Below are 22,908 nucleotides of genomic sequence, written 5' to 3'. Positions count from 1 at the left end.
GTCAGCTGGTCGAGCACCCCGGCGTTGGGGTGCCGGTAGGGGTTGCCGGCGCCGACGCTGACCAGCGCCGCCCGCGGCGACACCGCCCGCAGGAAGTCCGGGTTCGTGGAGCGGGATCCGTGGTGCGGGACCTTGAGGATGTCGGCGCGCAGGTCCGCGCCCGAGTGCAGCAACGCGGCCTGGGCGTCGAGCTCGACGTCCCCGGTGAGCAGGACGCGACCCGCCGGCGTGGTCGCGCGGAGCACCACTGAGGTGTTGTTGACCGCCGTGCCGTCCTCACCATCCACGAAGGACGGTGCCGACGCCGGGGCGAGCACCTCCAGGACCAGCGAGGGCCAGGCGAGCCGGCGGCCTGCCGTGAGTTCCAGCAGCGCCGCACCGGATCCGGCCGCATCGGCCGCGATCCGGCGCAGCGCCGATCCCGGCTCGTGCGCCGGGCCGATCGCGATCCCACCCACCGACCGACCGCGCAGGGCGCCACCGAGGCCGCCCATGTGGTCGGCGTGCAGGTGGCTGATCACGACGAGGGCCAGGGAGTCCACGCCGAGCCGGCGCAGGCACGCGTCGACGGTGCCGTCCTCCGGCCCGGCGTCGACCAGCACGGCCCGGCCCGGCTCGCCGGTGGCCAGGACGATCGCGTCCCCCTGCCCGACGTCGCAGGCCACCACGCTCCAGCCCGCGGGCGGCCAGCCCGGCCGGACGACCCGGGTCGGGATCAGGACCAGTGCCAGCCCGACGACCACCGCCAGGACCAGGAGCCGGGAGCGGCGGAAGCGGAGGAGCACCACCAGCGCGAGCAGGAGCCCGGCGAGCAGCGCCGCGCCCGCGAGCCCGTCCGGCCACGGGAGCACCGCGCCGGGCAGGGCGGCCGCCCGGTCCCCCACGAACACGAGCCACTCGACCGCGGGCCCGGCCACCCACGCGCATGCCGCGGCCAGCGCCGGGCTCACCGGGGAGACGACCGCGGCGAGCACGCCCAGCACGGTCGCCGGCGCGACGGCGGGCACCACGAGCAGGTTCGCCAGCACGGTGACCGGGCTGATCTGCCCGCTCAGGCCCGCGATCAGCGGCGCGGTCGCGAGGCACGCGGCTGCCGGGATCGCCAGCATCTCCGCGATCCCGAGCGGCACGCCCCGGCGGTGCAGCGCGGCGGCCCAGGGCGGCGCGACGAGGACGAGCGCGGCGGTGGCGAGGACCGACAGGGCGAACCCCGGATCGACCGCGAGCGCGGGATCCACGAGCAGGAGCACCAGGACCGCCGCGGCCAGGGCCGGCACCGCGGACCGGCCACGACCGATCGCCAGGGCGAGCAGCACGATCCCGCCCATCACCGCGGCCCGGACCACGCTCGGCGAGGGCCGGGCCAGGACCACGAAGCCGACGACCGCGGCCCCGGCCACCAGCGCCGACCAGCGCGGATCGGCTCGCGCGAGGCGCAGGAGACCCAGCACCGCACCACCGATGACCGCGAGGTTGGCCCCGGATACCGCAGTCAGATGCGTCAGGCCGGCGGCGCGGAAGTCCTGGTCGACCTCCGCCGTCTGATCCCGGGTGTCGCCCACCGCCAGACCGGGCAGCAGGCCGGCCGGGGCCTCGGGGAGGACGTGGGCGGCGGTGCGCAGACCGTCCCGCAGGCCGCCCGCCGCGCCCTGCCACCAGGGCGGCGGCCCGGTCCCGGACGGGCTGCCGCGGACCTGCAGTACCGCGACCGTGAGATCGCTGCGCTGGGCGGGCAGCAGCAACCCCTCCGCGGTGACGGCCTGGCCCGGGAGCAGCGTCGACCAGCCCTCGGCCGGGGCGAGGAGCAGGACGCGGCCGCCGGCCGTCCACGAGTCGGCGCCGGCCTCGGCGGACTCCAGCTCCGCGGGCACCGTGACCCGCTGCACGCCGACGCTCGCGCCGAAGGACGCGGCACGGACCGGGGCCGGATCGTCCGTGAGCACGACCCGCAGGATCGCCGCCGATCCGCGCTCGGCCGCGGCCCGCAGCGGGTGCTGGTGCACCTGGAGCGCCAGGAAGGAGGAGAGCAGCCCGGTCGCGAGGGCGACCGCGGCCGCCGCCGGCACGACCGCGCGGCGCGCCGGGCGCAGCCGCGGCCGGACGACGAGGGCGGCGGCCGCGAGCAGGCAGGCGGCCAGGCCGCCCACCGGTCCGGTGAGCAGCGCCGCCAGAACCGCCGCCCAGGCCGCCAGCGCCGCCGGGACGAGCCGCAGATCGGGCCGTGTACGGGGCTCGTCCTCCCGGGCCCTCACACCGCCACCAGCTCACGGAGCTGGGCGAACCGGCGCTCCCCGATACCGTCGACCTCGCGGAGCTGGTCGACGCGGCTGAACCGGCCATGCGCGGTGCGCCAGTCGAGGATCCGCTGCGCGGTGACCGGGCCGACGCCGGGCAGGCCGTCGAGCTGGTCGACGGTGGCACGGTTGAGGTCGACCTTCCCGCCGGGCGCGGAGCCCGGCGTCCCCGCGGCGCCGCCCGCGGAGCCCTGCGCGTCGGCGGCCGCGGGGACGCCGATCGCGACCTGTTCGCCGTCGACCACCTTGCGGGCGAGGTTGACGGTGGCCAGATCGGTGCCCGGCAACGTCCCCCCGGCGGCCTCGAGCACATCGGCGACCCTCGAGCCGTCCGGGACCCGGACCAGGCCCGGCCGCCGCACCCGGCCCGCCACCCCCACGACGAGCTCCACCGGGGTGGCGGTGGGCGCGGCACTCGCGGCGGTGCTCGGCTCGGGCGCGGTGGTGGACACGGTCGGGAGTGCGGGCATCTGCTCGGCGCGCGGCCGGGCTCCCCACACCCCGACCGCCGCCACGACGGCGGCGACCGCCGCGACCAGGACCAGCGCGATCGCCCCGGCCCGGCCGGGATTCAGCCGGGCGCCGCGCCAGGCCTCCGGAACCCAGCGGGCCGCGACCCGCGCCGCGCGGCTCGGCCGGGAGCCGGGGACGTACCCCGGGCCGTCGGTCTCCTCGACGGGCTCCGGATCGGGCGGGTCCTCACCCTCCTGCACCAGGAGCGGCAGCGTCGGCGGGTCCTCCTCGGGCGCCGGGGGCAGGCCGGCGGGGCGGGGCATCCGGGGGCGGAAGGAGGCGGGGAGCGGCGGGTGGGTCGACGGCCGGCGGGGTGCGGGGATCGCCGAGACGACCGGCGGTGGGTCCGCGGGGGGCGGCGGGGCCGCGGGGGGCGGGACGGGCACGGCGGGGCCCGGGGGCGGCCCGGGATAGGGGCGGCCCAGCGGGGTGCCGAGCAGCGCGGCGAGGCGCCGGCCGGCATCGGGATGAGGGGAGCTGCGAGCCACGCGCCCGACGCTAGGACGGATCGGGCCAGGTCAGGGCACCGAGTTTCGATCTGTGGACGGAGGGGACCGGGTGGGGACAACTCGGCCCCTCGGGCACCGTCCGCCGCGGTTCTGTCGGTGCGATGCGGCAGGATCGGAGACGGGGGTTCCCCCTCTGGGAGGGCGGGCTCCGACCGCGGGACGGACCTCTGCCCGCGCGACGGGCTGCTGACTGCGCGACGGGCTCGCACCGCGGGACGGGCATCCACCGCGGGACCGGCATCCACCGCGGGACGGGCATCGGCGGCGCCGCGACCTACCCCCGCGGCACCACCACGACCCCCAGCGCCCCCACCCCCACGTGCGCCCCGATCACCGCACTGATCTCCGAGACCAGCAGCCTCGACGCGTCGGGCAGCCGTTCCCGCAGCCGGTCGGCGAGGTCCGCGGCCCGGTCGGGGACCCCGAGGTGGTGCACCGCGAGGTCGGCGTGGGCGCCCGCGGCGGCGACCGCGTGCTCGACCAGCCGCTGGGTGGCGCGGGCCGTGGTGCGCACCTTCTCCAGGGCGGTGATCCGCCCGTCGACCAGGTGCAGCAGCGGCTTCATCGCCAGCACCGTGCCGACCATGGCGGCGGCGGCGCCGATCCGGCCGCCCCGGCGGAGCCGGTCCAGGTCGTCGACGCTGAAGAAGACCTTGCAGCGCACCGCGACCGAGGTCGCGGCCGCCTCCACGTCGGCAGGGTCGGCGCCCGCCTCGGCGGCCTGGTCGGCGGCCAGCACCGCGTAGCCCAGACCCATGCCCATCGCCCGCGAGTCGACCACGCGCACCCGCGTCGGGTCGACCTCCTCGGCCGCCAGCCGGGCCGCGTCCCAGGTGCCCGAGAGCTCCCGGGACAGGTGGACGGACACCACGGCGCGGGCGCCGCCGTCGAGCAGCTCGCGGTAGAGCTCGGCGAAGGCGGCCGGGGTGGGCCGGGAGGTCTGGACGTCGAGGCGCTTGTCCTTGATCGCGGCGCCGAGCTCGGCGGGGCCGATGTCCACCCCGTCGCGCCCCACGCGGTCGCCGAGGCGCACCTCGAGCGGCACGACCCGGATCGTCCCGACGGTCCCGGGCGGCAGGTCGGCGGTGGAGTCGGTCACCACGGCGACCCGGCCGGGGGAGGAATCGGACACGAAAGCGAACCTACTGCCTGGACGGGGTCGCGGACGACGCGCCGTCGATCTCGCCACCCAGCAGTTCGGCGAGCGTCTCCCCCACCCGCCGGTGCGCCGCCCAGCCCCAGTGCATGCCGTCCGGGTTGCCGTGGCCGCCGAGCACGTGCGCGGCCACGAGCGCCGCCGTGTCGAGCACCCGAACCCCTTGTGCCGCAGCCCATTCGCGCGTCGCACGCTCGGCGGCGGCCCGGCCCGCGTGCACTCCGCCGTAGATCTCGGCCCGGTGCACGGACGGCAGCAGCGCCACGACCGGCAGCCCCGGCCGCAGGGCCGTGACGGCGGCGCGGCAGCGTTCGAGGTACGCCACGGTCAGCCGCGGGGGCAGCGCGACGGGTCCGCCGCCGGGCAGGTGCGAGAACGCCCGCGACAGCCTCGGCTGGGCCCGCTGGTACCCGGTCCGGACCTTGCGCCGCAACGACTCCGGCCGCAGCACCGGGATCAGCTCGCGCAGCGCGCTGGGCAGCGGCGAGGGCAGCGTGTCCATCCCGCCGACGCCGAGGACGAGGGCGTCCGTGCGCGGCATCGCGGCCCACACGCGCGGATCGTGGCCGAGGGCGTGCCAGGCGTGCCGGGCCGTCCAGCCGATCCCCGCGACGAGCTCGACCGAGCCGCCGAGGGCGCGGGCGGCGACCTGCGGCCAGATGTCCGGATGGTCCGCGGGCTCGGCGCGCTCCGGTCCGTGGAACGCCAGCGAGTCCGCGAGGACCAGCAGCTCGGGCACCGCCGACGTCAGACGACGCCGATGTTGTACCCGGACAGGCGCCAGCGCGGGTGGTCCGCCCGCCGGGCGATGACCGCCCACTTGCAGTTGCCCATCCCGCCGATGATCGGCCACACCGACTCGGGCAGCGCCAGCAGACCCGACACGAGCCCGCCGATCATCCCGCCGTGGGCCACGAGCAGCAACGACTGCTCCCCCGGCTCGCCCGCGAGCTCCTGGTCGATCTCCTCGACCACGGGCAGCGACCGGGCCACGACGTCGACGCGCGACTCGCCGCCGGGCGGCGTCCACCGCGGGTCCGAGCGCCAGTCGGCGATCTGGCCCGGGTAGTCCTTCTCGACCTCGGCGACGTCGTGTCCCTGCCAGTCGCCCAGGTTCGTCTCGCGCAGCCGGGAGTCGTACTTGACGGGCAGCCCGACGGCCTCGGCGACGATCCCCGCGGTGTCGACGGCGCGGCTGAGGTCCGAGCTCACGATCCGGTCGAACGGCATCGTGGCCAGCACCGGAGCGGCCAGCACGGCCTGCGCGCGGCCCTCGTCCGTGAGGTGCGAGTCGATGTGGCCCTGCATGCGGCCGGCGACGTTGTAGTCCGTCTGCCCGTGCCGCAGCAGCACGACGCGCCGCAGGGTCACGCCTCCCCCTCCGCGGGCGGGGTCGTCCGTGCCTCGGGGAAGTCGATCGCCGGGCAGTCCTTCCAGAGCCGGTCCAGCCCGTAGAAGCCGCGCTCCTCGGTGTGCTGCACGTGGACCACGACGTCGGTGTAGTCCAGCAGCACCCAGCGGCCCTCGCGGGTGCCCTCGCGCCGGGTCGGCTTGACGCCCTGCTCGCGCAGCTTCTCCTCGACCCCGTCGACGATCGCCTGCACCTGACGCTCGTTGGGCGCCGAGGCGAGCACGAAGCAGTCCGTGATCACCAGCTGGCCGGACACGTCGAGCACGACGATGTCCTGTGCGAGCTTGTCCGCGGCGGCAGCCACCGCCACCCGGGCGATCTCCACCGCTTCTTTCGTCGCCGCCACTCGGCCGCTCCTCCCGGCGGCCGGATCTCGGCCGCGCACCGCCGTACAGTGTCGCAGCACCGCGATCGCCCCACGACACGGGCCGGACGGCTCAGACCGCGGCCTCGGACGCGGTGTCCGCCGCGGAGTAGAGCCGCCGCTTCGAGATGTACTGCACCACCCCGTCCGGCACCAGGTACCAGACCGGCCGGCCCGCCGCGACGCGCTCGCGGCAGTCCGTGGAGGAGATCGCCATGGCGGGGACCTCGACAAGGCTGACCGACCCCTTGGGCAGGTGCCGGTCGACGAGCTCGTAGCCGGGCCGGGTGACGCCGACGAAGTGGGCGAGGGTGAACAGCTCCTCGACCTTGTGCCAGGACAGGATCTGGGACAGCGCGTCGGCGCCGGTGATGAAGTACAGCTCGGTGTCCGGCAGGGAGGCGCGCAGGTCGGCGAGGGTGTCCGCGGTGTAGGTGGGGCCGTCGCGCTCGATGTCCACCCGGCTCGTGGAGAACCGCGGGTTGGACGCGGTGGCGATCACCGTCATCAGGTAGCGGTCCTCGGCGGGGCTGACGGCCTTCGCGGACTTCTGCCACGGCTGTCCCGTCGGCACGAACAGCACCTCGTCCAGCCCGAAGCGGTCGGCGACCTCGCTCGCGGCCACGAGGTGCCCGTGGTGGACGGGATCGAACGTCCCGCCCATCACCCCGATCTTGCGCTGCATCGGCGCAGGATAACGGTCTACGGGCCGGGTTTCTCGTACGCGTGGCGGAACTGGACGCTGATCCGGGCGGCCGCGGCGCGCACCTTGGGCACCGAGTGCTGCCAGGTCCGCTGGCAGCTCCCACCCATCACCAGCAGGTCGCCCGGCCCGGGGAGGAACCCGACCGACGCACCACCACCGTGGGGACGCAGCCGGAACGGCCGCACGCCGCCGAGGGACACCAGCCCGACCAGCGCGCTGGGCAGCTCGCGGGCCACCCGGTCCCCGTGCCAGGCCACGCTGTCCGCGCCGTCCCGGTACAGGTTGGCCCCGACCTGCGTGAACTCCTGCCCGTAGTGCTCCGAGAGCCGCTCCGCCATCTCGTGCAGGACGGGCTCGGGCAGGCCGTCGGCGACCGCCCAGCGGTGCGTGAGCCGGGGCTCGGGCAGCGTCCGCTCGTACATCCGGACCTCGCGTTGCCCCCACGCCGTGTCCCGCAGCAGCCGCGCGAACAGCTCGTCCGCCCCGCGCAGCCAGCCGGGCACGAGGTCGACCCACGCGCCGTCGGCCAGCTCGCGGCGCCGCAGACCGTGGAACCCCCCGTCGACCTCGAGGGCGCCACCCCACAGCGACGGCTGCCACGACAGGTCCGCTCCCACACCGGCGACCGTACGCCGGAGTATCGAACATCAGTTCGATTTCTCACATCATGGTACCCGATTCCCAGGAGATAGGAAGGGGCGTAGCGTCCCGGGCATGCCCACCGCCCCCGCTCCTCCCGCCTCCCGGCGCCGCTGGGTGGTCCTCGCGATCGGCGTGCTGGCCCAGACCTCGGCGTGCGCCTTCGTCTACGGCGTGCCGTTCCTGGTCCCGGGCCTGCGGGACTCGCTCGGCCTCTCGCTCGCCGGCGTCGGCACCTACGTGGCGGCGCCGACCGTCGGGCTGCTGCTGATGCTGATCGCCTGGGGCGCCGCCGCGGACCGGTTCGGCGAACGGCGGGTCATGGCGCTGGGGCTCACGATCGCCGGCCTCGTGATCGGGACCGTCGCGCTCGCCACTCCGGCGAGCCACGGCGCCGTCCTGGCCCTGCTCGTGCTGGGCGGCGCGGCCTCGGCCAGCGTGTTCGCCGCCAACGGCCGGATGATCATGGGCTGGTTCCCGCGGACGGAGCGCGGGCTCGCGATGGGCATCCGGCAGACCGCGCAGCCGCTCGGCGTGGCCCTCGCCGGCCTCGTGCTCCCCCGGCTCGCCCAGCACGTCGGGGCGTTCCCCGCGCTGGTCGTGCCCGCGGCGGCCTGCCTGCTCTCGGCGGTGCTGGTGGCCGCCTTCGCCCCGGACCCGGCCCGCCCGCCGCGCTCGGAGGCCGGGCCCGCGCCGTCGCCGTACCGCTCGCCGGTGCTCTGGCGGCTGCACGCGGCCAGCGCGATGCTCGTGGTGCCCCAGTTCGCGATCAGCGCGTTCGCCACCGAGTACCTCGTGCGCGAACAGGGCTGGGGGGTGACGGGGGCGGGGGCGTTCGTCGCCGTGGTCCAGATCGTGGGAGCGCTGGGGCGCATCGCCTCGGGCGTCTGGTCGGACCGGGTGGGCTCGCGGCTGCGGCCCATGCGCCAGCTCGCGGTCGGCGCCGCGCTGGTGCTGCTGGTCTTCGCGCTGGGGGACGCCGTGGCGCCGTGGCTGGCGGTCGCGGCGCTGGCGGTCGGCGGGATCGTCACGGTGGCGGACAACGGGCTCGCCTACACCGCCGTCGCCGAGCTCGCCGGGTCCTCGTGGTCCGGCCGGGCGCTGGGCATCCAGAACACGGGCCAGAACGTCGTCACCTCGCTGACCCCGGTCGCGCTCGGTGCGCTGGTGGGGATCGCGGGCTATGCGGTCGGGTTCGCGGTGGCCGCCGTGGCCCCGGTGGCGGCCATCGTGCTCACCCCGGTGTCCGGCGAGGGCGAGTCCCGCTGGTAGTGGCGAGGGCCTCCGCGAGGAACCGCAGCTCGGGGGTCATGTCCGCCCGGCTGGACGACTCCTCGTCGGCGTGCCGGAAGACGGAGTGCCGGTAGCTCAGGGCGGACGCGAGCAGCATCGCCGCGCTGTCGACACCGCGCTCGTCGCCCTCCCGGGCGGCCACCAGCACGTCGCGGATCTCGGTGACCATGCGCTCGAAGCGGTCGTGCAGCGCGTCCCGCACCGCGGGATGGGTGTCGGCCTCGCGCCAGAGCAGGTGCGAGAGCACGGCGGAGGAGTCCAGCAGCGCGTCGAGCCGGGCGACGAGCCGGCAGAGGCTCTCCGAGACGTCCCCGGGCACGACGACCTCGCCGCGGTCCACCCGCTCCTCCGGCAGCCGCTCGACCAGCGCGGCGAGGAGGTCGATCTTGCGCGCGAAGTAGTAGTGCACCAACCCTTTCGGCACGTCCGCCCGCTCGGCGATCCGCGACGTGGGCGTGGCGTCGAACCCGCGCTCGGCGAAGAGCTCCTCCGCCGCGACGAGGATCCGCTCGCGGGCCGGTTCGGGTTCGGTCATGGGACATCCATCCTGGCACGGCGAAGGGGCCGGCTCCCGCGGGAACCGGCCCTCCTCGACGGCGGAGCCGAGTGGATCAGTGGGCGGCCACCCCGCGGTGGGCGGTCTGCGCGGCCGGCAGCGCGCTGGCGGCGACGATCACCGCGAGCACCCCGGCGATCCACGAGGTCCACGCCGCACCGTTCAGGTCGCTGTAGCTCAGCACCCACGGGGCGATGAACAGCAGCACGCCGAGCACGCCGTGCCCGTACTCACTGGCCACCGAGCCGGGCTGCGCGAGCGACCAGAGACCGGTCACGGCGAGCACGGCCCCGAGCACGATGAGCGTCGAGAGTGCCGCCGCATCCGTCGTCACCACGATCGGCGACAGCGCCACCAGAACGCCGATCACCACGGCGGCCCAGTCCTGCCAGCGAGTCCACGCGTTCGCGGTCATCGCGATCACTTCCCTTCAGAAGTTCTTATCGATATCTCAGGTGTACGCCTTGGTTGGCCGCCCGGTCAACTGATCGAAAGAGTGACGCCCACCTCCCCTGAGCTGGGAATACCAGCGGCTGCGGGCCGCCGCCCGCGCGCGCCCGGCGCGGTGCGGTCGAGCACCCGTGCCGAGGAAGGACGGGGCGACGGACATACTGGAGCCGTGTTCGGGCGCGAGCGTAGGGCCGGCAGGTCGGGCAGGGCAGGCAGGGTGGATGCCGAGAAGGCGGTCGAGCAGGCCCTCGACGTGCTGCAGCACCAGGCCCTGCACGCGGACCGGGTGGCCGACTGGCCGGCGGCGCGCGCCGGGGTCCGGGCGGCGCTCGACGATCCCGAGCAGCTCGAGCTGGCCCTGTTCCACCTCACGCGCAAGGCCGGCGGCCCGCACAGCGGGGTGCGACGCCCCCGCCCGGTCGCGGCCGGGGAACCCGACCTGCCGGCCGTCGAGCAGCTGGAGGACGCCGCCGTCCTGACCCTCCCGGCCTGCACCGCGGACGCGGGCGAGGCCTACGTCGCGGCCGCGCGGAAGGGTCTCGCCGGGGTCGAGGCGGCCCGCTGGGTGATCGACCTGCGGGGCAACGGCGGCGGCGCGATGTGGCCGATGCTCGCCGCCGTCGCCCCTTTCCTGCGCGGCGACGGCGACGTCGGCGCCTCCGTGTACCGCGACGGCAACCGCGACGCGTGGCGCCTGGAGGGCGGGATCGTCCTGCTGCGTGGCCGCGAGATGGCCCGTGGCGAGGCGGGCCGGCGGCCGGGCTCGGTCGCCGTGCTGACCGACGAGGTGACGGCCGACGCGGCCGAGGCCGTCGCGGTCGCCTTCCGGGGCCTGCCGGACGTGCGCTCCTACGGCACCGCCACGTTCGGGTTCCCCACCGGCAACGTGGCCCTCCCGCTGCCGGGCGGCCTGCAGCTCACCGTGACCACGAGCCGCTTCGCGGACCGGACGGGCCGCGTGCACGAGGGCCCGCTGACCCCGGACGTCCCGGGCGAGGACCCGCTCAGCCTCGCCCTCTGGGACCTGTGAGCGCTCAGACCGGCAGGAGCGCCTCGACCACGTCCGCCAGCTGGCCCGCCGTGCGGCACTCGTGCATCGGCAGGAGGTCCGCGTAGCGCAGCGCCGCGGAGTCCCCGGATCCCCACTGCCGCTTGGGTTCCGGGTTGAGCCAGTGCGCGTGCCGGGCCTGCCCGACGAACCGGCGCAGGACCGCGAGGTTCGGGTCCCGGTAGTTGGTGCGCGCGTCGCCGAGGATCAGCAACGAGGTCTTCGAGGTGATCGCCTCCGGCCAGAACTCGGCGAAGCTGCCCAGGGCGTGGCCGTAGTCGCTGTGCCCGTCGAACGTCGTGAGCTCGGCCTCGCGCAGCACCCGCTGCATCACGCCGGACAGCTCGGCGCCGGGCTCGAACAGGTGCGTCACCTCGTCCGTCCTCTCGACGAACGCGAACACCCGGACCTTCGAGAACTGCTCGCGTAGCGCCTGCACCAGCAGCAGGGTGAAGTGCGAGAACCCGGCGACCGAACCCGAGACGTCGCAGAGGATCACGAGCTCGGGGCGGCCCGGACGGCGCGTGCGGTACGCGGGCTTCATCGGCACGCCGCCCGTGGACATCGAGCGGCGCAGCGTGCGCCGCATGTCGAGCTGGCCGCGCTTGGAGTGCTTGCGGCGCACCGCGAGCCGGCTCGCCAGCCGCCGGGCGAGGGGATGGACCGTCTTGCGCAGCAGCACGAGCTGGTCCGCGTACGCCGACAGGAACTCGACCTGCTCGGCCTGCTTGGGGACCGCCGTCTTCGCCACCTGGTCGCGGCCGCGCTGCTCGGCGGTCCGGCGGCGCACCTCGTCCTGCACCATCGTGCGGAACCGGGCGATACGGTCCCGGATCTCGCGGCGGCGCACCTCGTCGGTGAAGGCGTCGTCGGGCCCGGATCCCTGGAGCCCCTCCATGATCCGCGCGAGCAGCGTCTCCGGGGAGAGCACCCGCAGCGCCTGGTAGGCCGACCAGCTGGGCCGGGCGTTCTGCCCCTGCACGCCGGTGCCGCTCGCGCCCGCCTGCCCCAGGGCGTCGACCACGGCGCGGACCAGCTCGCGCAGCCGCTCCTCGTCGTCGGCCGCCAGGAGGTCGGCGAGGATGTCGCGCAGCGCGTCGACGTCCACCGGACCGTCCGGCTCGGTGCGGGGCACCACGATCTCGGTGGACGCGGCGCCCAGCGCGGGCGGGAAGTAGAGGTCGAAGAGGGTGTCGAAGACCTGGCGCTGGCCGGAGCGGCGCAGCAGCGCGGCGGCCAGGCCCTCGCGCAGCTCCGCGCGGCGGAGCAGGTCGAGCACCGAGACGACCTCGGCCGCGTCGATCGTCTCCCCCGGGCCGACCGCGACCCCGTGCCGGCGCAGCGCACCCACGAAGTCGACGAGATGGCCCGGCAGGCCGTGGACCGGCGCCTCCATCAGTTGAGTCGCAGTTCCGCGGTCGCCTTGACCAGGTCGGACTGGTGCTTGAGGACGACGCCGAGGGTCGCCCTGACCGCCTCGTCCGTGAGGGTGTCCATGCCCAGGGCGAGCAGCGTGCGCCCCCAGTCGATGGTCTCGGCGACGGACGGGACCTTGCGCAGCTCCATCGCCCGCAGCACGCGCACGGTGCGCACCAGGGAGTCGACCAGCGCCTCCGGCAGCTCGGGCACCCGGGTGAGCACGATCCGGCGCTCGAGGTCCGCGTCGGGGAAGTCGAGGTGCAGGAACAGGCAGCGGCGCTTGAGGGCCTCGGAGAGCTCACGCGTGGAGTTGGAGGTGAGCAGGGCGAACGGCTTGCGGGTCGCCGTGACCGTCCCCATCTCGGGGATGGAGACCTGGTAGTCCGACAGGACCTCCAGGAGCAGGCCCTCGACCTCGACGTCCGCCTTGTCCATCTCGTCGATCAGCAGGACGGTCGGCTCGTCCCGGCGGATCGCGGTGAGCAGCGGGCGCGGGAGCAGGAACTCCTCGGAGAACACGTCGTCGCGGGTGGCGTCCCAGTCCTCGGTGCCCTGTCCCGCGGTGATCCGGAGCAGCTGCTTGGCGTGGTTCCACTCGTAGAGCGCGCGGGCCTCGTCGATGCCCTCGTAGCACTGCAGCCGGACGAGCCCGGAGTCCGTGGCGGCCGCGACGGCCTTGGCGAGCTCGGTCTTGCCGACGCCGGCGGGGCCCTCGACCAGCAGCGGCTTCCCGAGCCGGTCGGCGAGGTACACCGTCGTGGCGACCGCGGTCGACGCCAGGTAGCCGACGCGCTCGAGGCGCTCGGTGACCTCGTCGACCGAGCCGAACAGTGGGGTCTGGGTGGCCGTCACCCGTCCATCCTGCCTGGTGGGACCCCGGCAGGCGCTGATCGTTCGTTCAGTCCGGGTGAGGAGTGCGTCACACCTTGACGCAACTCTCTGGTTGCCATACATTGAGTCGCAACCCACTGGTTGCTACTTGGAGGTTCCGATGGGATTCCCCGACCGCATCGAGCGCACCGTCGAGATCGCCCGCCCGCCGGAGCGGGTCTGGGCCGCGCTCACCACCGCCGAGGGGCTCGCCGCGTGGTTCCCGGAGTCCGCCGAGATCGACCTGCGGGTCGGCGGGGCGGGCGCCCTCAACTGGGAGGGCCACGAGACCGACTTCCGGGTCGAGCGGATCGAGGAGCCGCGCGTCTTCGGCTTCACCTGGCGGATCTACGGCCTGCCGGACTCCGATCCGCGCCGCACCTACGTGGAGTTCACGCTGACGCCCACCGGCTCCGGGACCAGCCTCACGGTCGTCGAGACGGGGTTCGCGCAGCTCGGGCCCGCGGAGTACGACTCCTCGTTCTCCGGCAACGTGAAGGGCTGGGCGGCGGAGCTGGACGAGCTCGTGGCCTACTGCAATGGATCCTGAGTCCGTCGCGGAACAGGTCTTCGTCGCCCTCGCCGATCCCACCCGCCGCGGCCTCCTGGCCGATCTCGCGGCGCACGGGCCGTCCACGGCGACCGACCTCGCCACCCGGCTGCCCATCAGCCGGCAGGCGATCGCGAAGCACCTGGCCCTGCTCACCGACGCGGGCCTGGTCAGCGCCGAACCGGGCGAACGGCGTCGCGTCCGGTACCGGCCCGAGTCCGCACCGATGCGGACCGCCCAGCAGTTCCTCGCCGCCCTGGCGCGGGACTGGGACGGGCGCCTCGACGCCTTCGTGAAGCACGTGGAGGAATCATGATCGTCACCTCGCAGGAGTGGGAGGCGGCTCGTCTGGAGCTGCTGGTGAAGGAGAAGGAGCTGACCCGGGCCGCCGACGCGGTGGCCGCCGCGCGCCGGCGGATGCCGTGGCAGGAGGTCAGCCCGGAGTACGTGTTCGAGGGGCCGTCCGGGCAGGTCACGCTCGACGAGCTGTTCGCAGGCCGCTCCCAGCTCGTCGTCTACCGGGCCTTCTACGAGCCGGGGGTGTTCGGCTGGCCCGAGCGCCCGTGCCGGGGCTGTTCCATGATCGCCGACCACATCGGCGACCTGGCCCACGTGAACGCCCGGGACACGACGTTCGTGTTCGCCTCCCGCGCGCCCTACGCCGACATCGCCGGGATGAAGGAGCGGATGGGCTGGCGGATGCCCTGGTACTCGTTCTCGGGCACGTTCGACCGGGACCACGGTGTCGACGAGTGGCACGGCACGAACGTCTTCACGCGCTCGTCGGGGCGGATCCACCGCACCTACTTCCTGAACAACCGCGGCGACGAGTCCCTCGGCAGCACCTGGAGCATCCTCGACCTGACGCCGCGGGGCCGGCAGGAGGAGTGGGAGGACTCCCCCGAGGGCGTCCCCCAGAGCCCGCCGTACGAGTGGTGGAACTGGCACGACTCCTACGGCGCCGATCCGCGGACTGGCTGGTCGGAGCAGGTCGAACGCGGGATCGAGGCGTTCGAGGGCACGCGGGGATGCTGCTCCGGCTGAGATCCTGTCGGGGGTGGCGGCCAGTATGGGCACATGACCCCGCCGAGCGTGCCGACCGCCACGCCGACCCAGCCCGATCTGCGGACCCGTGCCGAGGAGATCCTCCGGACCCTCGCGGGCGAGGGCGCCCGGCTGCGCGAGGACCAGTGGACGGCGGTGCACGCGCTGGTCGCCGAACGCCGCCGCGCCCTGGTGGTGCAGCGCACCGGATGGGGCAAGTCCGCGGTGTACTTCCTGGCCACGGCCCTGCTGCGGGAGCAGGGCGCCGGGCCCACGGTGATCGTCTCCCCGCTCCTGGCGCTCATGCGCAACCAGATCGACGCGGCCACCCGGGCCGGGATCGTCGCCGTCACGGTCAACTCCGCGAACCTCGACGACTGGGAACGGACCTACGCCGAGATCGACGCCGGGGAGGTCGACGTGCTGCTGGTCAGCCCGGAGCGGCTCAACAACCCGGACTTCCGGGACCGGGTGCTCCCCCGGCTCACCGCGAGCGCCGGGATGCTGGTGGTCGACGAGGCGCACTGCATCTCGGACTGGGGGCACGACTTCCGGCCGGACTACCGGCGGCTGCGCGGCCTGATCGCGGACCTCCCGGAGGGCATCCCGGTGCTGGCCACCACCGCCACGGCGAACGACCGGGTGGTCACGGACGTCAGCGAGCAGCTCGGCCTGCGCTCTGCCGATGACCGCTCCGCTGCCGCTCCGCGGAGCGGTCAGCCCCTGGTCCTGCGGGGCTCGCTCGACCGGTCGTCGCTGCGGCTCGCTGTGGTCACGATCAAGAGCCCGGCCGAGCGGCTGGCCTGGCTGGCGTCGCGGCTCGACGAGCTACCCGGCGCCGGGATCGTCTACACGCTGACCGTGCAGGCCGCCGAGGAGGTCGCGGAGTTCCTGCGGTCCCGCGGCTTCGCCGTGCGGGCGTACACGGGGAAGACGGACGCGGAGGAGCGGCTCGACGCGGAGGGCGACCTGCTGGCCAACCGGGTCAAGGCCCTGGTGGCGACGTCGGCGCTCGGCATGGGCTTCGACAAGCCGGATCTCGGGTTCGTCGTGCACCTGGGGGCGCCGTCGTCGCCGGTGGCCTACTACCAGCAGATCGGCCGCGCCGGGCGTGCGCTGGAGCGGGCCGAGGTGGTGCTGCTGCCCGGCCAGGAGGACCGCGAGATCTGGGCGTACTTCGCGTCGCTGGCGTTCCCACCGGAGCCGCTGGTGCGCCAGACCCTGGCCGCTCTGTCGGAGAGCCCGCTGTCCACGGCGGCCCTCGAGACCCGCGTCGACCTCTCCCGCACGCGGCTGGAGATGCTGCTCAAGGTCCTCGACTCCGACGGCGCGGCGAAGCGGGTCAAGGGCGGCTGGATCGGCACCGGCGCCGAGTGGGTCTACGACCGGGAGCGCCACCAGCGGGTCGCCGAGGCCCGCAAGGCCGAGCAGCAGGCGATGCTGGACTTCCTCGCCACCACCGAGTGCCGGCTGGTGTTCCTGCGCCGCCAGCTCGACGACCTGGACCCGACCCCCTGCGGGCGCTGCGACGTGTGCACGGGCAGCGTCTGGACCTCCGAGGTCGCCGCCGAGGCCACGGCTGCCGCGGCCGAGCGGCTGCAGAAGCCGGGTGTGGAGATCGCCCCGCGCAAGATGTGGCCCAGCGGGATGAAGGAGCTCGACGTGCCGGCGTCGGGCAAGCTCAAGGCCACCGAGCTCGCGGAACCGGGGCGCGCGGTCGGGCGACTGTCGGACATCGGGTGGGGCATGCGGCTGCGCGAGCTGCTGGCCGGCCCGGACCAGCCCGTGCCCGCCGACCTGCTCGACGCCGTGGTCCGGGTGCTCGCCGGGTGGGACTGGGCGCAGCGGCCGGTCGGCGTCGTCGGGATCGGGTCGCGCACCCGGCCCGGGATGCTCGACCACCTGGCCCGGCGCATCGCCGAGATCGGCCGGTTGCCGCTGCTCGGCGCGCTCTCGCCGATCGGTGAGCGTCCGGGCACCCACGAGAACTCGGCGCAACGGCTCGCCGCGGTGTGGTCGGCACTCGGTCCGGCGCCGGATCTGTCCGGGATCGACGGCCCGGTCCTCCTGGTCGACGATCTCGTGGACTCCGGCTGGACGATGACCGTGGCCGCCCGGGCGGTGCGCGCCGCCGGGGCGCCGGCGGTGTTGCCGCTGGTCCTGGCCCAGGCGGGTTAGGGAGTGTCTGACGGATCGCCGTCGAGTCCGCGGCGTTCCAGGTGGGTGCCCCGCAAGGCGGCGCCGGGCCCTCATACCGGGCGTATTCGGGTTCGGCGCCAACGCCGCGGGGTGCCCGCCTGGGGCGTCGCGGGCCGGCGGGGGTCCGTCAGACGCTCCCCAGGCAGCGCCGTCCCGAGTGCGGGGGGTGGGGCCGCCTGCGGTGACGCAGGGTGCCCGGTCCCTCCTTAGCGCAATGGTCCGCGGGCGGAATGCACGGGGGCCGCGTCGGCGAATCCCGGCCGTGTAATACCTTCGCGCCGTTCCCCGTCGAGCCGCGGTCCCCCGACCCGCGAATGGAAGGACGGCCCCCGTGAGCCAGAACCTCGAGATCATCCTGACCGACCCCGCCCGGCGGCCCGCCGTCGTCTCCGACCTGAACGACCTGGTCGGCGCCGAGGTCAAGGACAAGGGTGGCGTCTCCGGCGCTGCCATCAAGCTGGGCTACAGCACCGTCACCAAGGTGCGCCCGGGCGTCGTCCCGGCCGTCGTGGACCGGATGTTGGAGCAGTTCGCCACCGCCCTGCAGCCGTACTACACGGACTACAAGGCCAGCGCGGGCACGGACTTCGGCGCCTACCTCGCCGGCCGCCCCGAGGCGGCGGACGCGCTGCTGTCCGTCACGGACCACCGCGCCGAGACCACCGACTCGGACGCGCTGCGCAAGGCGTACCAGAAGCTGCGCCCGAACGCCCGCAAGAACGTCGAGGAGGCCCTCCCGCGCCTCGGCAGCCTGATCGACAAGCACACCGCCGGCGTCTGAGCCGACCGTTCGCCGAACGCCCGCCGCCCTTCGGGGCCGGCGGGCGTTCCGCGTTCCCGGGGCCGCGGCCTCAGGGCAGGACGAGCAGGCGGCAGTGCGTCTTCTCGACGACCGTGCCGGTGCAGGGCAGGTCCGCCCCCGCGGGGACCGCGACGAGCCGCAGGTCCCGCGCGACCGGCATCCCGGCCGCCCGCCAGGCGCGCACGCAGTCCCGCAGCCGGGCCGCCGCCGCGTCGCCACCGGGGCCGTAGGCGCGGGTGCCGAGGGGATCCGCGGTCAGCGCGGCCAGGCCGTCGGGCCCGGTCAGGGCGATGGTCGCGTGCCCGTCACCGATCGGGACGAACTCGGCGCCGGCCGGATCCGTCGTCAGGATCCGCAGGGTGCCCGGGGTGTGGATCATCAGCCACAGGCCGACGCCGTGCCACACGTGCCCGTGGGTCAGCCGGCCACCGAGCTCGACGAGCTGCCCCGGCTGGTCCAGCAGCGCGCTCACCGCCCCGAGATCGGGCCGCGGGCCGTCGCCCGGTTGCGCCGTCCACCGCTCCCGCAGCAGCTCGTTCGGAGCCGGTCCGGCAGCGGAGCCCCGGAGCCGCATGAAGCCGCAGCCGTACACGCTGTCGCTGCGCAGCACGCGGTCGTCGGCCAGGTCGAAGGCCACCGAGAGCTGGCTGCCCTGCAGGGTGAGCGGCAGCAGCAGCCGGCCGCCGGGCGCCAGCTGGGCGACCCACTCCGGGCGGATGTCCCAGCTGCCGACCGTGAGGACGATCCGGTCGTAGGGCGCCGCGTCGGGCACGCCGAGGGCGCCGTCGCCGATCCGCAGGTCCACACCCTCGACGCCGGCCGCCGCGAGGTGCTCCGCCGCGCGGGCGACCAGGTCCGGATCGATGTCGATCGAGGTCACGGAGCCGCCGGGGCCGGTGAGCCGGGCGAGCAGCGCGGCGTTGTAGCCGGTGCCGGCGCCGATCTCCAGGACCCGGTGCCCGGGCCGGACGTCGAGCTGCCCGAGCATGATCGCCATCATCGAGGGCTGCGACGACGAGCTGGTCGGCACGCCGTCGGTGGTCTGGGTGGGGATCGCGCGGTCCTCGTAGGCCTCCTCGACCGGCGTCCCGGGCAGGAAGAGGTGGCGCGGGACCACGGCGAACGCGGCGAGGACCGCGGGGGGCGCGGCGCCGCCCTCGCGCAGCCGGGCGGTCAGCCCCGCGTGCGCCTGCGCCGCGTCCATGACCCGAGTGTGCCCGCACGCGGGCACCCCCGCAGCCGGACCTGACCGTTCGCGCAGGTCAGTGGGGGTCGTGCACCCCCTGGAGGGGGCCCGGCCCCCTCACAGGGGGACGAGGTCGTCGGCGTGGACGATCTCGCGGCGGTGGGCGCGCGGGAGGTCGGCGGAGCGGCGCCCGATGATCGCGGGGAGCTCCGCGGAGTCGTAGTTGACGACGCCACGCGCGACGACGACTCCCCCGGGGCCGACCAGGTCCACCACGTCCCCGGACACGAAGTCGCCCTCGACACCGTGGATCCCGGGGGCCAGCAGCGAGCGCCGGCGCTCGACGACGGCGGCGACCGCGCCCGCGTCGAGGTCGAGGCGGCCGTGGACGTCCGCGGCGTGCTTCATCCAGAACAGGCGCGCGGACATCCGGCGCCCGGAGGAGCGGAACGCGGTGCCGACCTTCGGGCCGGCGGGGTCCAGCGCGTCCGCCACGTCGTCGGCCGCGGCCAGCAGGACGGGGATGCCCGACGCGCTGGCCATCGCGGCCGCGGTGATCTTGGTGGCCATCCCGCCCCGGCCGAGGCTGCCCTGGCCCGGTTTCGCGACGGTGACGGCCTGGAGGTCCTCGGGCGAGTCGACCTCGGTGATCAGGGTGGAGCCGGGCTTGCGGGGGTCGCCGTCGTAGAGGCCGTCGACGTCGGAGAGCAGGACCAGCGCGTCCGCGCCGACGATGTGGGCGACCAGGGCGCCGAGGCGGTCGTTGTCGCCGACCCGGATCTCGTCCGTGGCCACGGTGTCGTTCTCGTTCACCACGGGCAGGACGTCGAGCCCGAGGAGGCGCTCCAGCGTGCGCTGCGCGTTCTTGTAGTGCGAGCGGCGGATCATGTCGTCCGCGGTGAGCAGGACCTGCCCGATCCGCTGGTCGTGGCGCAGGAAGCTCGCCGAGTAGGCGTGCGCCAGCAGCAGCTGCCCCACGCTCGCCGCGGCCTGCTGGGTGGCGAGGTCGCGGGGCCGCTTGGCGAGCCCGAGCGGGGCCAGTCCGGCGGCGATCGCCCCGGACGACACCAGCACGACCTGCGACCCCGCCGCGCGCCGGGCCGCCAGCGCGTCGACCAGCCGGTGCAGCCGGGCCGGGTCGAGACCGCCGGCCAGCGAGGTCAGCGACGACGACCCCACCTTGACGACGACCCGCCGCGCCTCGCCGATCAGCCCCCGCGTCGCACTCACGGGAAGATCATCCCGCGAGTCGGCACCCCCGGGACACCGAAATACACGTCCTGGTCGCCCGGGCGGCTCATCGGGCCTGGTCGGGCTCCTCCGGCCCGTCGGCCCAGACCTCGAGCTCGTCGTCACCGAGCTCGAAGGACTCCTCGTTCTCGACGTTGTCGTTCGTGCGGCGGGCCTCGTGGGCGTAGCTCGCGCCGGCGGCGAGCTCGGCGTCCGTGAGGTGTCTGCGGCGGGCGAGCCTCGACAGCTTGCGGTCCGCCGCGGAGATCCGGATGGTGCCGCCCTCCACCCGGACGTCCGTCCCGCGGCCCGACATGACCCGGGCGATGCCGGCCGGGGTGCTGGGCTGCCAGTCGAACGTGATGTCGCCGACCGTGACCGCGCAGCCGGGCTGGGCGCCGGCCTCGGCCAGCGCGTCCTCCACGCCGAGCCGGGCGAGCCGGTCCCCGAGGTAGCCGACGGCCTCGTCGTTCTCGAAGTCCGTCTGCCGGATCCAGCGCTCCGGGCGGGCGCCGCGGACCAGGAAACCACCCTCGAGCAGCGGATCGGGCTCGATGGTGAAGCCGGTGTCGTCGACCGCCAGGGGGCGGAGCACGATCCGGGTGGGCTCCAGGATCGGCTGCGCGGCACGGTAGGCCGCGACCTCCTCGGCCATGCCGAAGCTCAGCTCGCGCAGGCCCTTGCGGCTCGCCGTGGAGATCGGGAAGATCCGCCAGCCGAACCGCGCCGTCAGGTCGGCGGTGACGATCTCGACCAGGTCCGCGGCGTCCGGCACGTCGATCTTGTTCAGGGCGATCAGCCGGGGCCGGTCGGCCAGCTCGCCGCCCAGCGCCGGGGTGTAGCGGGCGAGCTCCTGCTCGAGGGCCTCGACGTCCGCGACGGGGTCGCGGCCGGGCTCGAAGGTCGCGCAGTCCACGACGTGGACCAGCACGGAGCAGCGCTCGATGTGGCGCAGGAAGTCCAGGCCGAGACCGCGGCCCTCGGAGGCGCCGGGGATGAGGCCCGGCACGTCCGCCACGGTGTAGATCTCGTCCCCCGCGGTGACCACGCCGAGCTGCGGGACCAGCGTGGTGAAGGGATAGTCCGCGATCTTCGGCCGGGCCTGGGACAGGGCCGCGACCAGCGACGACTTGCCCGCGCTCGGGAAGCCGACCAGCCCGACGTCGGCCAGCGAGCGGAGCTCGAGGGTCAGGTCGCGTGACTCCCCCGGCTCGCCGAGCAGCGCGAAACCCGGCGCCTTGCGGGCGCTGGAGGCGAGCGAGGCGTTGCCCAGCCCGCCGCGGCCGCCCTCGGCAGCGATGAACCGGGTGCCCGGCCCGACCAGGTCGGCGATGATCTCGCCGCGCTGGTCGAACACGACGGTGCCGTCCGGGACGCGCAGCTCCAGGTCCTCGGCGTTGGCGCCGGCGCGGAAGCCGCCCTGCCCCTGCTTGCCGTTCTTCGCGTCGGCGTGCGGGCGGTGGTGGAAGTCGAGCAGGGTGTGCACACCGGGATCGACGACGAGCACCACCGAGCCGCCGCGGCCACCGTTGCCACCGTCCGGGCCACCGAGCGGCTTGAACTTCTCCCGGTGGACGGAGGCGCAGCCGTTGCCACCCGCGCCCGCCGTGGCGTGCACGACGACCTGGTCGACGAACCGCGACATGTCCTGCTCCTACTCCGTGCCGTCCGGCGGCGGAGCCGCCCGAACAGCAGAACGGCGGACCCCGAGTCCGGGGCCCGCCGCTCGCGAACTAACTCTGGGTGGTCGGGCCTCAGGCCTCGACCGGCACCACGTTGACGACCTTGCGGCCGCGCTTGTGGCCGAACTCCACCGCGCCCTCGACCAGGGCGAACAGCGTGTCGTCGCCACCGCGACCGACACCCTCACCCGGGTGGAACTTGGTACCACGCTGGCGGATCAGGATCTCGCCGGCGTTGACGGTCTGGCCGCCGAACCGCTTGACGCCCAGCCGCTGCGCGTTCGAGTCGCGCCCGTTGCGGGAGCTGGACGCACCCTTTTTGTGAGCCATGGCGCAGGTCTCCTTACGCGCTGATGCCGGTGACCTGGACCTTGGTCAGCGGCTGACGGTGGCCCTGACGCTTGTGGTACCCGGTCTTGTTCTTGAACTTGTGAATGCGGATCTTCGGGCCCTTGGTGTGCTCGACGACCGTGGCGGTCACCGAGGCCTTGGCCAGTGCGTCCACATCCGTGGTCAGCTGGTCGCCGTCCACGAGCAGCACGGCGGGAAGGGTGATCTCGGCGCCGGGCTCACCATCGATCTTCTCGACGGTGACCACGTCGTCCACGGCCACCTTGTACTGCTTGCCGCCGGTCTTGACGATCGCGTACATCGTTGACGCACGACTCCTGAAACTCTCGGGGGGACTCATGGGCGCGACAGGGCGCGCACGCCGTGGCCAGAGGCCATGGCTCCTTGACTCCCAGGGTACGGAAAGGGAAATCGCAGGGTCACACCGGGTCCCCCCCGGCGCTGTCCTGCGGGCCGGAACCGACCGTGACCGGCTCCGACGGCTCCCCGTCGGCGGGTGGACCCGCCGGACGGGACGCGGCCCGCCGGGCGCGGCGCGGCCGACTGGTGGCGGCCTCCGGCTCCGGCTGGGGTGCGACGAGGGCGGGCCCCGGCGCGGCCGACGGGTCCGCCGGCTCGGTGCCGTGCCCGGCGGCC

General features: G+C 74.8%; 24 protein-coding genes and 1 pseudogene. 7 read left to right on the top strand and 18 right to left on the bottom strand.

Annotation, left to right across the window (positions count from 1 at the left end; genetic code table 11):
• Window positions 1-119: 119 nt before the first annotated feature.
• The 8 genes and pseudogenes from ABD324_RS14840 to ABD324_RS14805 form a co-directional block, all read right to left on the bottom strand.
• Window positions 120-1,562 (bottom strand): annotated as a pseudogene (locus tag ABD324_RS14840) (ComEC/Rec2 family competence protein); the annotation flags it as partial.
• Between the two features lie 686 nt (window positions 1,563-2,248).
• Window positions 2,249-3,295, bottom strand: a complete 1,047-nt coding sequence (locus tag ABD324_RS14835; RefSeq protein ID WP_344416819.1) for a ComEA family DNA-binding protein — start codon at window positions 3,293-3,295, stop codon at window positions 2,249-2,251.
• A gap of 295 nt (window positions 3,296-3,590) precedes the next feature.
• Window positions 3,591-4,448 (bottom strand): DegV family protein, encoded by an 858-nt coding sequence (locus ABD324_RS14830; RefSeq protein ID WP_344416816.1) that lies wholly within the window; start codon window positions 4,446-4,448, stop codon window positions 3,591-3,593.
• Between the two features lie 10 nt (window positions 4,449-4,458).
• Window positions 4,459-5,211 (bottom strand): diglucosylglycerate octanoyltransferase, encoded by a 753-nt coding sequence (gene octT / locus ABD324_RS14825; protein ID WP_344416813.1) that lies wholly within the window; start codon window positions 5,209-5,211, stop codon window positions 4,459-4,461.
• Window positions 5,212-5,219: 8 nt separating this feature from the next.
• Window positions 5,220-5,843 carry a histidine phosphatase family protein gene (locus tag ABD324_RS14820; protein ID WP_344416811.1) on the bottom strand — a complete coding sequence of 208 codons (624 nt, stop codon included), beginning with the start codon at window positions 5,841-5,843 and terminating at the stop codon, window positions 5,220-5,222.
• The gene (gene rsfS / locus ABD324_RS14815) at window positions 5,840-6,229 is read right to left on the bottom strand and encodes a ribosome silencing factor (RefSeq protein ID WP_344416808.1); all 390 of its coding nucleotides are present in this window, start codon (window positions 6,227-6,229) and stop codon (window positions 5,840-5,842) included. Before rsfS ends, ABD324_RS14820 begins: the two co-directional genes overlap by 4 nt.
• A gap of 91 nt (window positions 6,230-6,320) precedes the next feature.
• Window positions 6,321-6,932 (bottom strand): nicotinate-nucleotide adenylyltransferase, encoded by a 612-nt coding sequence (gene nadD, locus ABD324_RS14810; protein WP_344416806.1) that lies wholly within the window; start codon window positions 6,930-6,932, stop codon window positions 6,321-6,323.
• 17 nt (window positions 6,933-6,949) lie between these two features.
• On the bottom strand, window positions 6,950-7,570 hold the full coding sequence (locus ABD324_RS14805; RefSeq protein ID WP_344416803.1) for an alpha-ketoglutarate-dependent dioxygenase AlkB: 621 nt from the start codon (window positions 7,568-7,570) through the stop codon (window positions 6,950-6,952).
• A gap of 97 nt (window positions 7,571-7,667) precedes the next feature.
• Between ABD324_RS14805 and ABD324_RS14800 the strand changes: the two genes are divergently transcribed.
• On the top strand, window positions 7,668-8,864 hold the full coding sequence (locus ABD324_RS14800; protein ID WP_344416801.1) for an MFS transporter: 1,197 nt from the start codon (window positions 7,668-7,670) through the stop codon (window positions 8,862-8,864).
• Here ABD324_RS14800 and ABD324_RS14795 read toward each other — a convergent pair.
• The gene (locus tag ABD324_RS14795; protein WP_344416799.1) at window positions 8,827-9,420 is read right to left on the bottom strand and encodes a TetR/AcrR family transcriptional regulator; all 594 of its coding nucleotides are present in this window, start codon (window positions 9,418-9,420) and stop codon (window positions 8,827-8,829) included. The two genes, ABD324_RS14800 and ABD324_RS14795, sit on opposite strands and share 38 nt — an antisense overlap.
• 76 nt (window positions 9,421-9,496) lie before the next feature.
• Window positions 9,497-9,856: an SPW repeat domain-containing protein gene (locus ABD324_RS14790; protein ID WP_344416797.1), complete on the bottom strand. Its 360-nt coding sequence runs from the start codon at window positions 9,854-9,856 to the stop codon at window positions 9,497-9,499.
• Window positions 9,857-10,108: 252 nt separating this feature from the next.
• Here ABD324_RS14790 and ABD324_RS14785 point away from each other — a divergent pair, with 252 nt between their 5' ends.
• Complete coding sequence (locus ABD324_RS14785; protein ID WP_344416795.1) at window positions 10,109-10,921, top strand: S41 family peptidase; 813 nt, start codon at window positions 10,109-10,111, stop codon at window positions 10,919-10,921.
• A 4-nt stretch (window positions 10,922-10,925) separates the two neighbouring features.
• Here the strand turns inward: ABD324_RS14785 and ABD324_RS14780 are convergent, their stop codons facing one another.
• Both ABD324_RS14780 and ABD324_RS14775 read right to left on the bottom strand, forming a co-directional pair.
• On the bottom strand, window positions 10,926-12,335 hold the full coding sequence (locus tag ABD324_RS14780) for a vWA domain-containing protein (RefSeq protein ID WP_344416793.1): 1,410 nt from the start codon (window positions 12,333-12,335) through the stop codon (window positions 10,926-10,928).
• The gene (locus ABD324_RS14775; protein ID WP_344416790.1) at window positions 12,335-13,210 is read right to left on the bottom strand and encodes an AAA family ATPase; all 876 of its coding nucleotides are present in this window, start codon (window positions 13,208-13,210) and stop codon (window positions 12,335-12,337) included. Before ABD324_RS14775 ends, ABD324_RS14780 begins: the two co-directional genes overlap by 1 nt.
• Before the next feature lie 139 nt (window positions 13,211-13,349).
• On the opposite strand from ABD324_RS14775, the gene ABD324_RS14770 reads away from it, so the two are divergent.
• From ABD324_RS14770 to ABD324_RS14750, 5 genes are all read left to right on the top strand, one after another.
• Window positions 13,350-13,778: an SRPBCC domain-containing protein gene (locus tag ABD324_RS14770; RefSeq protein ID WP_344416787.1), complete on the top strand. Its 429-nt coding sequence runs from the start codon at window positions 13,350-13,352 to the stop codon at window positions 13,776-13,778.
• On the top strand, window positions 13,768-14,094 hold the full coding sequence (locus ABD324_RS14765) for an ArsR/SmtB family transcription factor (protein WP_344416785.1): 327 nt from the start codon (window positions 13,768-13,770) through the stop codon (window positions 14,092-14,094). The genes ABD324_RS14770 and ABD324_RS14765 overlap by 11 nt, the downstream gene beginning before the upstream one ends.
• Window positions 14,091-14,822: a DUF899 family protein gene (locus tag ABD324_RS14760; protein ID WP_344416782.1), complete on the top strand. Its 732-nt coding sequence runs from the start codon at window positions 14,091-14,093 to the stop codon at window positions 14,820-14,822. Before ABD324_RS14765 ends, ABD324_RS14760 begins: the two co-directional genes overlap by 4 nt.
• A gap of 33 nt (window positions 14,823-14,855) precedes the next feature.
• Complete coding sequence (locus ABD324_RS14755) at window positions 14,856-17,000, top strand: RecQ family ATP-dependent DNA helicase (RefSeq protein WP_344416780.1); 2,145 nt, start codon at window positions 14,856-14,858, stop codon at window positions 16,998-17,000.
• A 352-nt stretch (window positions 17,001-17,352) separates the two neighbouring features.
• On the top strand, window positions 17,353-17,802 hold the full coding sequence (locus ABD324_RS14750) for a DUF6918 family protein (RefSeq protein WP_344416777.1): 450 nt from the start codon (window positions 17,353-17,355) through the stop codon (window positions 17,800-17,802).
• A gap of 70 nt (window positions 17,803-17,872) precedes the next feature.
• Here ABD324_RS14750 and ABD324_RS14745 read toward each other — a convergent pair whose 3' ends face one another.
• From ABD324_RS14745 to ABD324_RS14720, 6 genes are all read right to left on the bottom strand, one after another.
• Window positions 17,873-19,027: a methyltransferase domain-containing protein gene (locus ABD324_RS14745; protein WP_344416775.1), complete on the bottom strand. Its 1,155-nt coding sequence runs from the start codon at window positions 19,025-19,027 to the stop codon at window positions 17,873-17,875.
• 99 nt (window positions 19,028-19,126) lie between these two features.
• Window positions 19,127-20,239 carry a glutamate 5-kinase gene (gene proB, locus ABD324_RS14740; RefSeq protein ID WP_344416773.1) on the bottom strand — a complete coding sequence of 371 codons (1,113 nt, stop codon included), beginning with the start codon at window positions 20,237-20,239 and terminating at the stop codon, window positions 19,127-19,129.
• 67 nt (window positions 20,240-20,306) lie between these two features.
• Window positions 20,307-21,884, bottom strand: coding sequence for a GTPase ObgE (gene obgE / locus ABD324_RS14735; RefSeq protein ID WP_344416771.1), 1,578 nt, complete (start codon window positions 21,882-21,884; stop codon window positions 20,307-20,309).
• A gap of 109 nt (window positions 21,885-21,993) precedes the next feature.
• Window positions 21,994-22,251: a 50S ribosomal protein L27 gene (gene rpmA, locus ABD324_RS14730; protein WP_344416768.1), complete on the bottom strand. Its 258-nt coding sequence runs from the start codon at window positions 22,249-22,251 to the stop codon at window positions 21,994-21,996.
• A 13-nt stretch (window positions 22,252-22,264) separates the two neighbouring features.
• Window positions 22,265-22,573 (bottom strand): 50S ribosomal protein L21, encoded by a 309-nt coding sequence (gene rplU / locus ABD324_RS14725; RefSeq protein WP_344416765.1) that lies wholly within the window; start codon window positions 22,571-22,573, stop codon window positions 22,265-22,267.
• Window positions 22,574-22,691: 118 nt separating this feature from the next.
• A partial coding sequence (locus tag ABD324_RS14720) for a hypothetical protein (RefSeq protein ID WP_344416762.1) occupies window positions 22,692-22,908 on the bottom strand: 217 nt, incomplete at its 5' end.

The organism is Pseudonocardia ailaonensis (assembly GCF_039531635.1).
Lineage (GTDB): Bacteria > Actinomycetota > Actinomycetes > Mycobacteriales > Pseudonocardiaceae > Pseudonocardia > Pseudonocardia ailaonensis.
This window is presented reverse-complemented; position numbering and strand designations above follow the sequence as displayed.

Excerpts from the sequence above, each read along its gene's own strand:
- nadD (WP_344416806.1), bottom strand. The coding sequence starts at position 6,932 with ATGCAGCGCAAGATCGGGGTGATGGGCGGGACGTTCGATCCCGTCCAC.
- ABD324_RS14800 (WP_344416801.1), top strand. The coding sequence starts at position 7,668 with ATGCCCACCGCCCCCGCTCCTCCCGCCTCCCGGCGCCGCTGGGTGGTC.
- ABD324_RS14795 (WP_344416799.1), bottom strand. The coding sequence starts at position 9,420 with ATGACCGAACCCGAACCGGCCCGCGAGCGGATCCTCGTCGCGGCGGAG.
- ABD324_RS14790 (WP_344416797.1), bottom strand. The coding sequence starts at position 9,856 with ATGACCGCGAACGCGTGGACTCGCTGGCAGGACTGGGCCGCCGTGGTG.
- ABD324_RS14780 (WP_344416793.1), bottom strand. The coding sequence starts at position 12,335 with ATGGAGGCGCCGGTCCACGGCCTGCCGGGCCATCTCGTCGACTTCGTG.
- ABD324_RS14770 (WP_344416787.1), top strand. The coding sequence starts at position 13,350 with ATGGGATTCCCCGACCGCATCGAGCGCACCGTCGAGATCGCCCGCCCG.
- ABD324_RS14765 (WP_344416785.1), top strand. The coding sequence starts at position 13,768 with ATGGATCCTGAGTCCGTCGCGGAACAGGTCTTCGTCGCCCTCGCCGAT.
- ABD324_RS14760 (WP_344416782.1), top strand. The coding sequence starts at position 14,091 with ATGATCGTCACCTCGCAGGAGTGGGAGGCGGCTCGTCTGGAGCTGCTG.
- ABD324_RS14755 (WP_344416780.1), top strand. The coding sequence starts at position 14,856 with ATGACCCCGCCGAGCGTGCCGACCGCCACGCCGACCCAGCCCGATCTG.
- ABD324_RS14745 (WP_344416775.1), bottom strand. The coding sequence starts at position 19,027 with ATGGACGCGGCGCAGGCGCACGCGGGGCTGACCGCCCGGCTGCGCGAG.
- obgE (WP_344416771.1), bottom strand. The coding sequence starts at position 21,884 with ATGTCGCGGTTCGTCGACCAGGTCGTCGTGCACGCCACGGCGGGCGCG.
- rpmA (WP_344416768.1), bottom strand. The coding sequence starts at position 22,251 with ATGGCTCACAAAAAGGGTGCGTCCAGCTCCCGCAACGGGCGCGACTCG.
- rplU (WP_344416765.1), bottom strand. The coding sequence starts at position 22,573 with ATGTACGCGATCGTCAAGACCGGCGGCAAGCAGTACAAGGTGGCCGTG.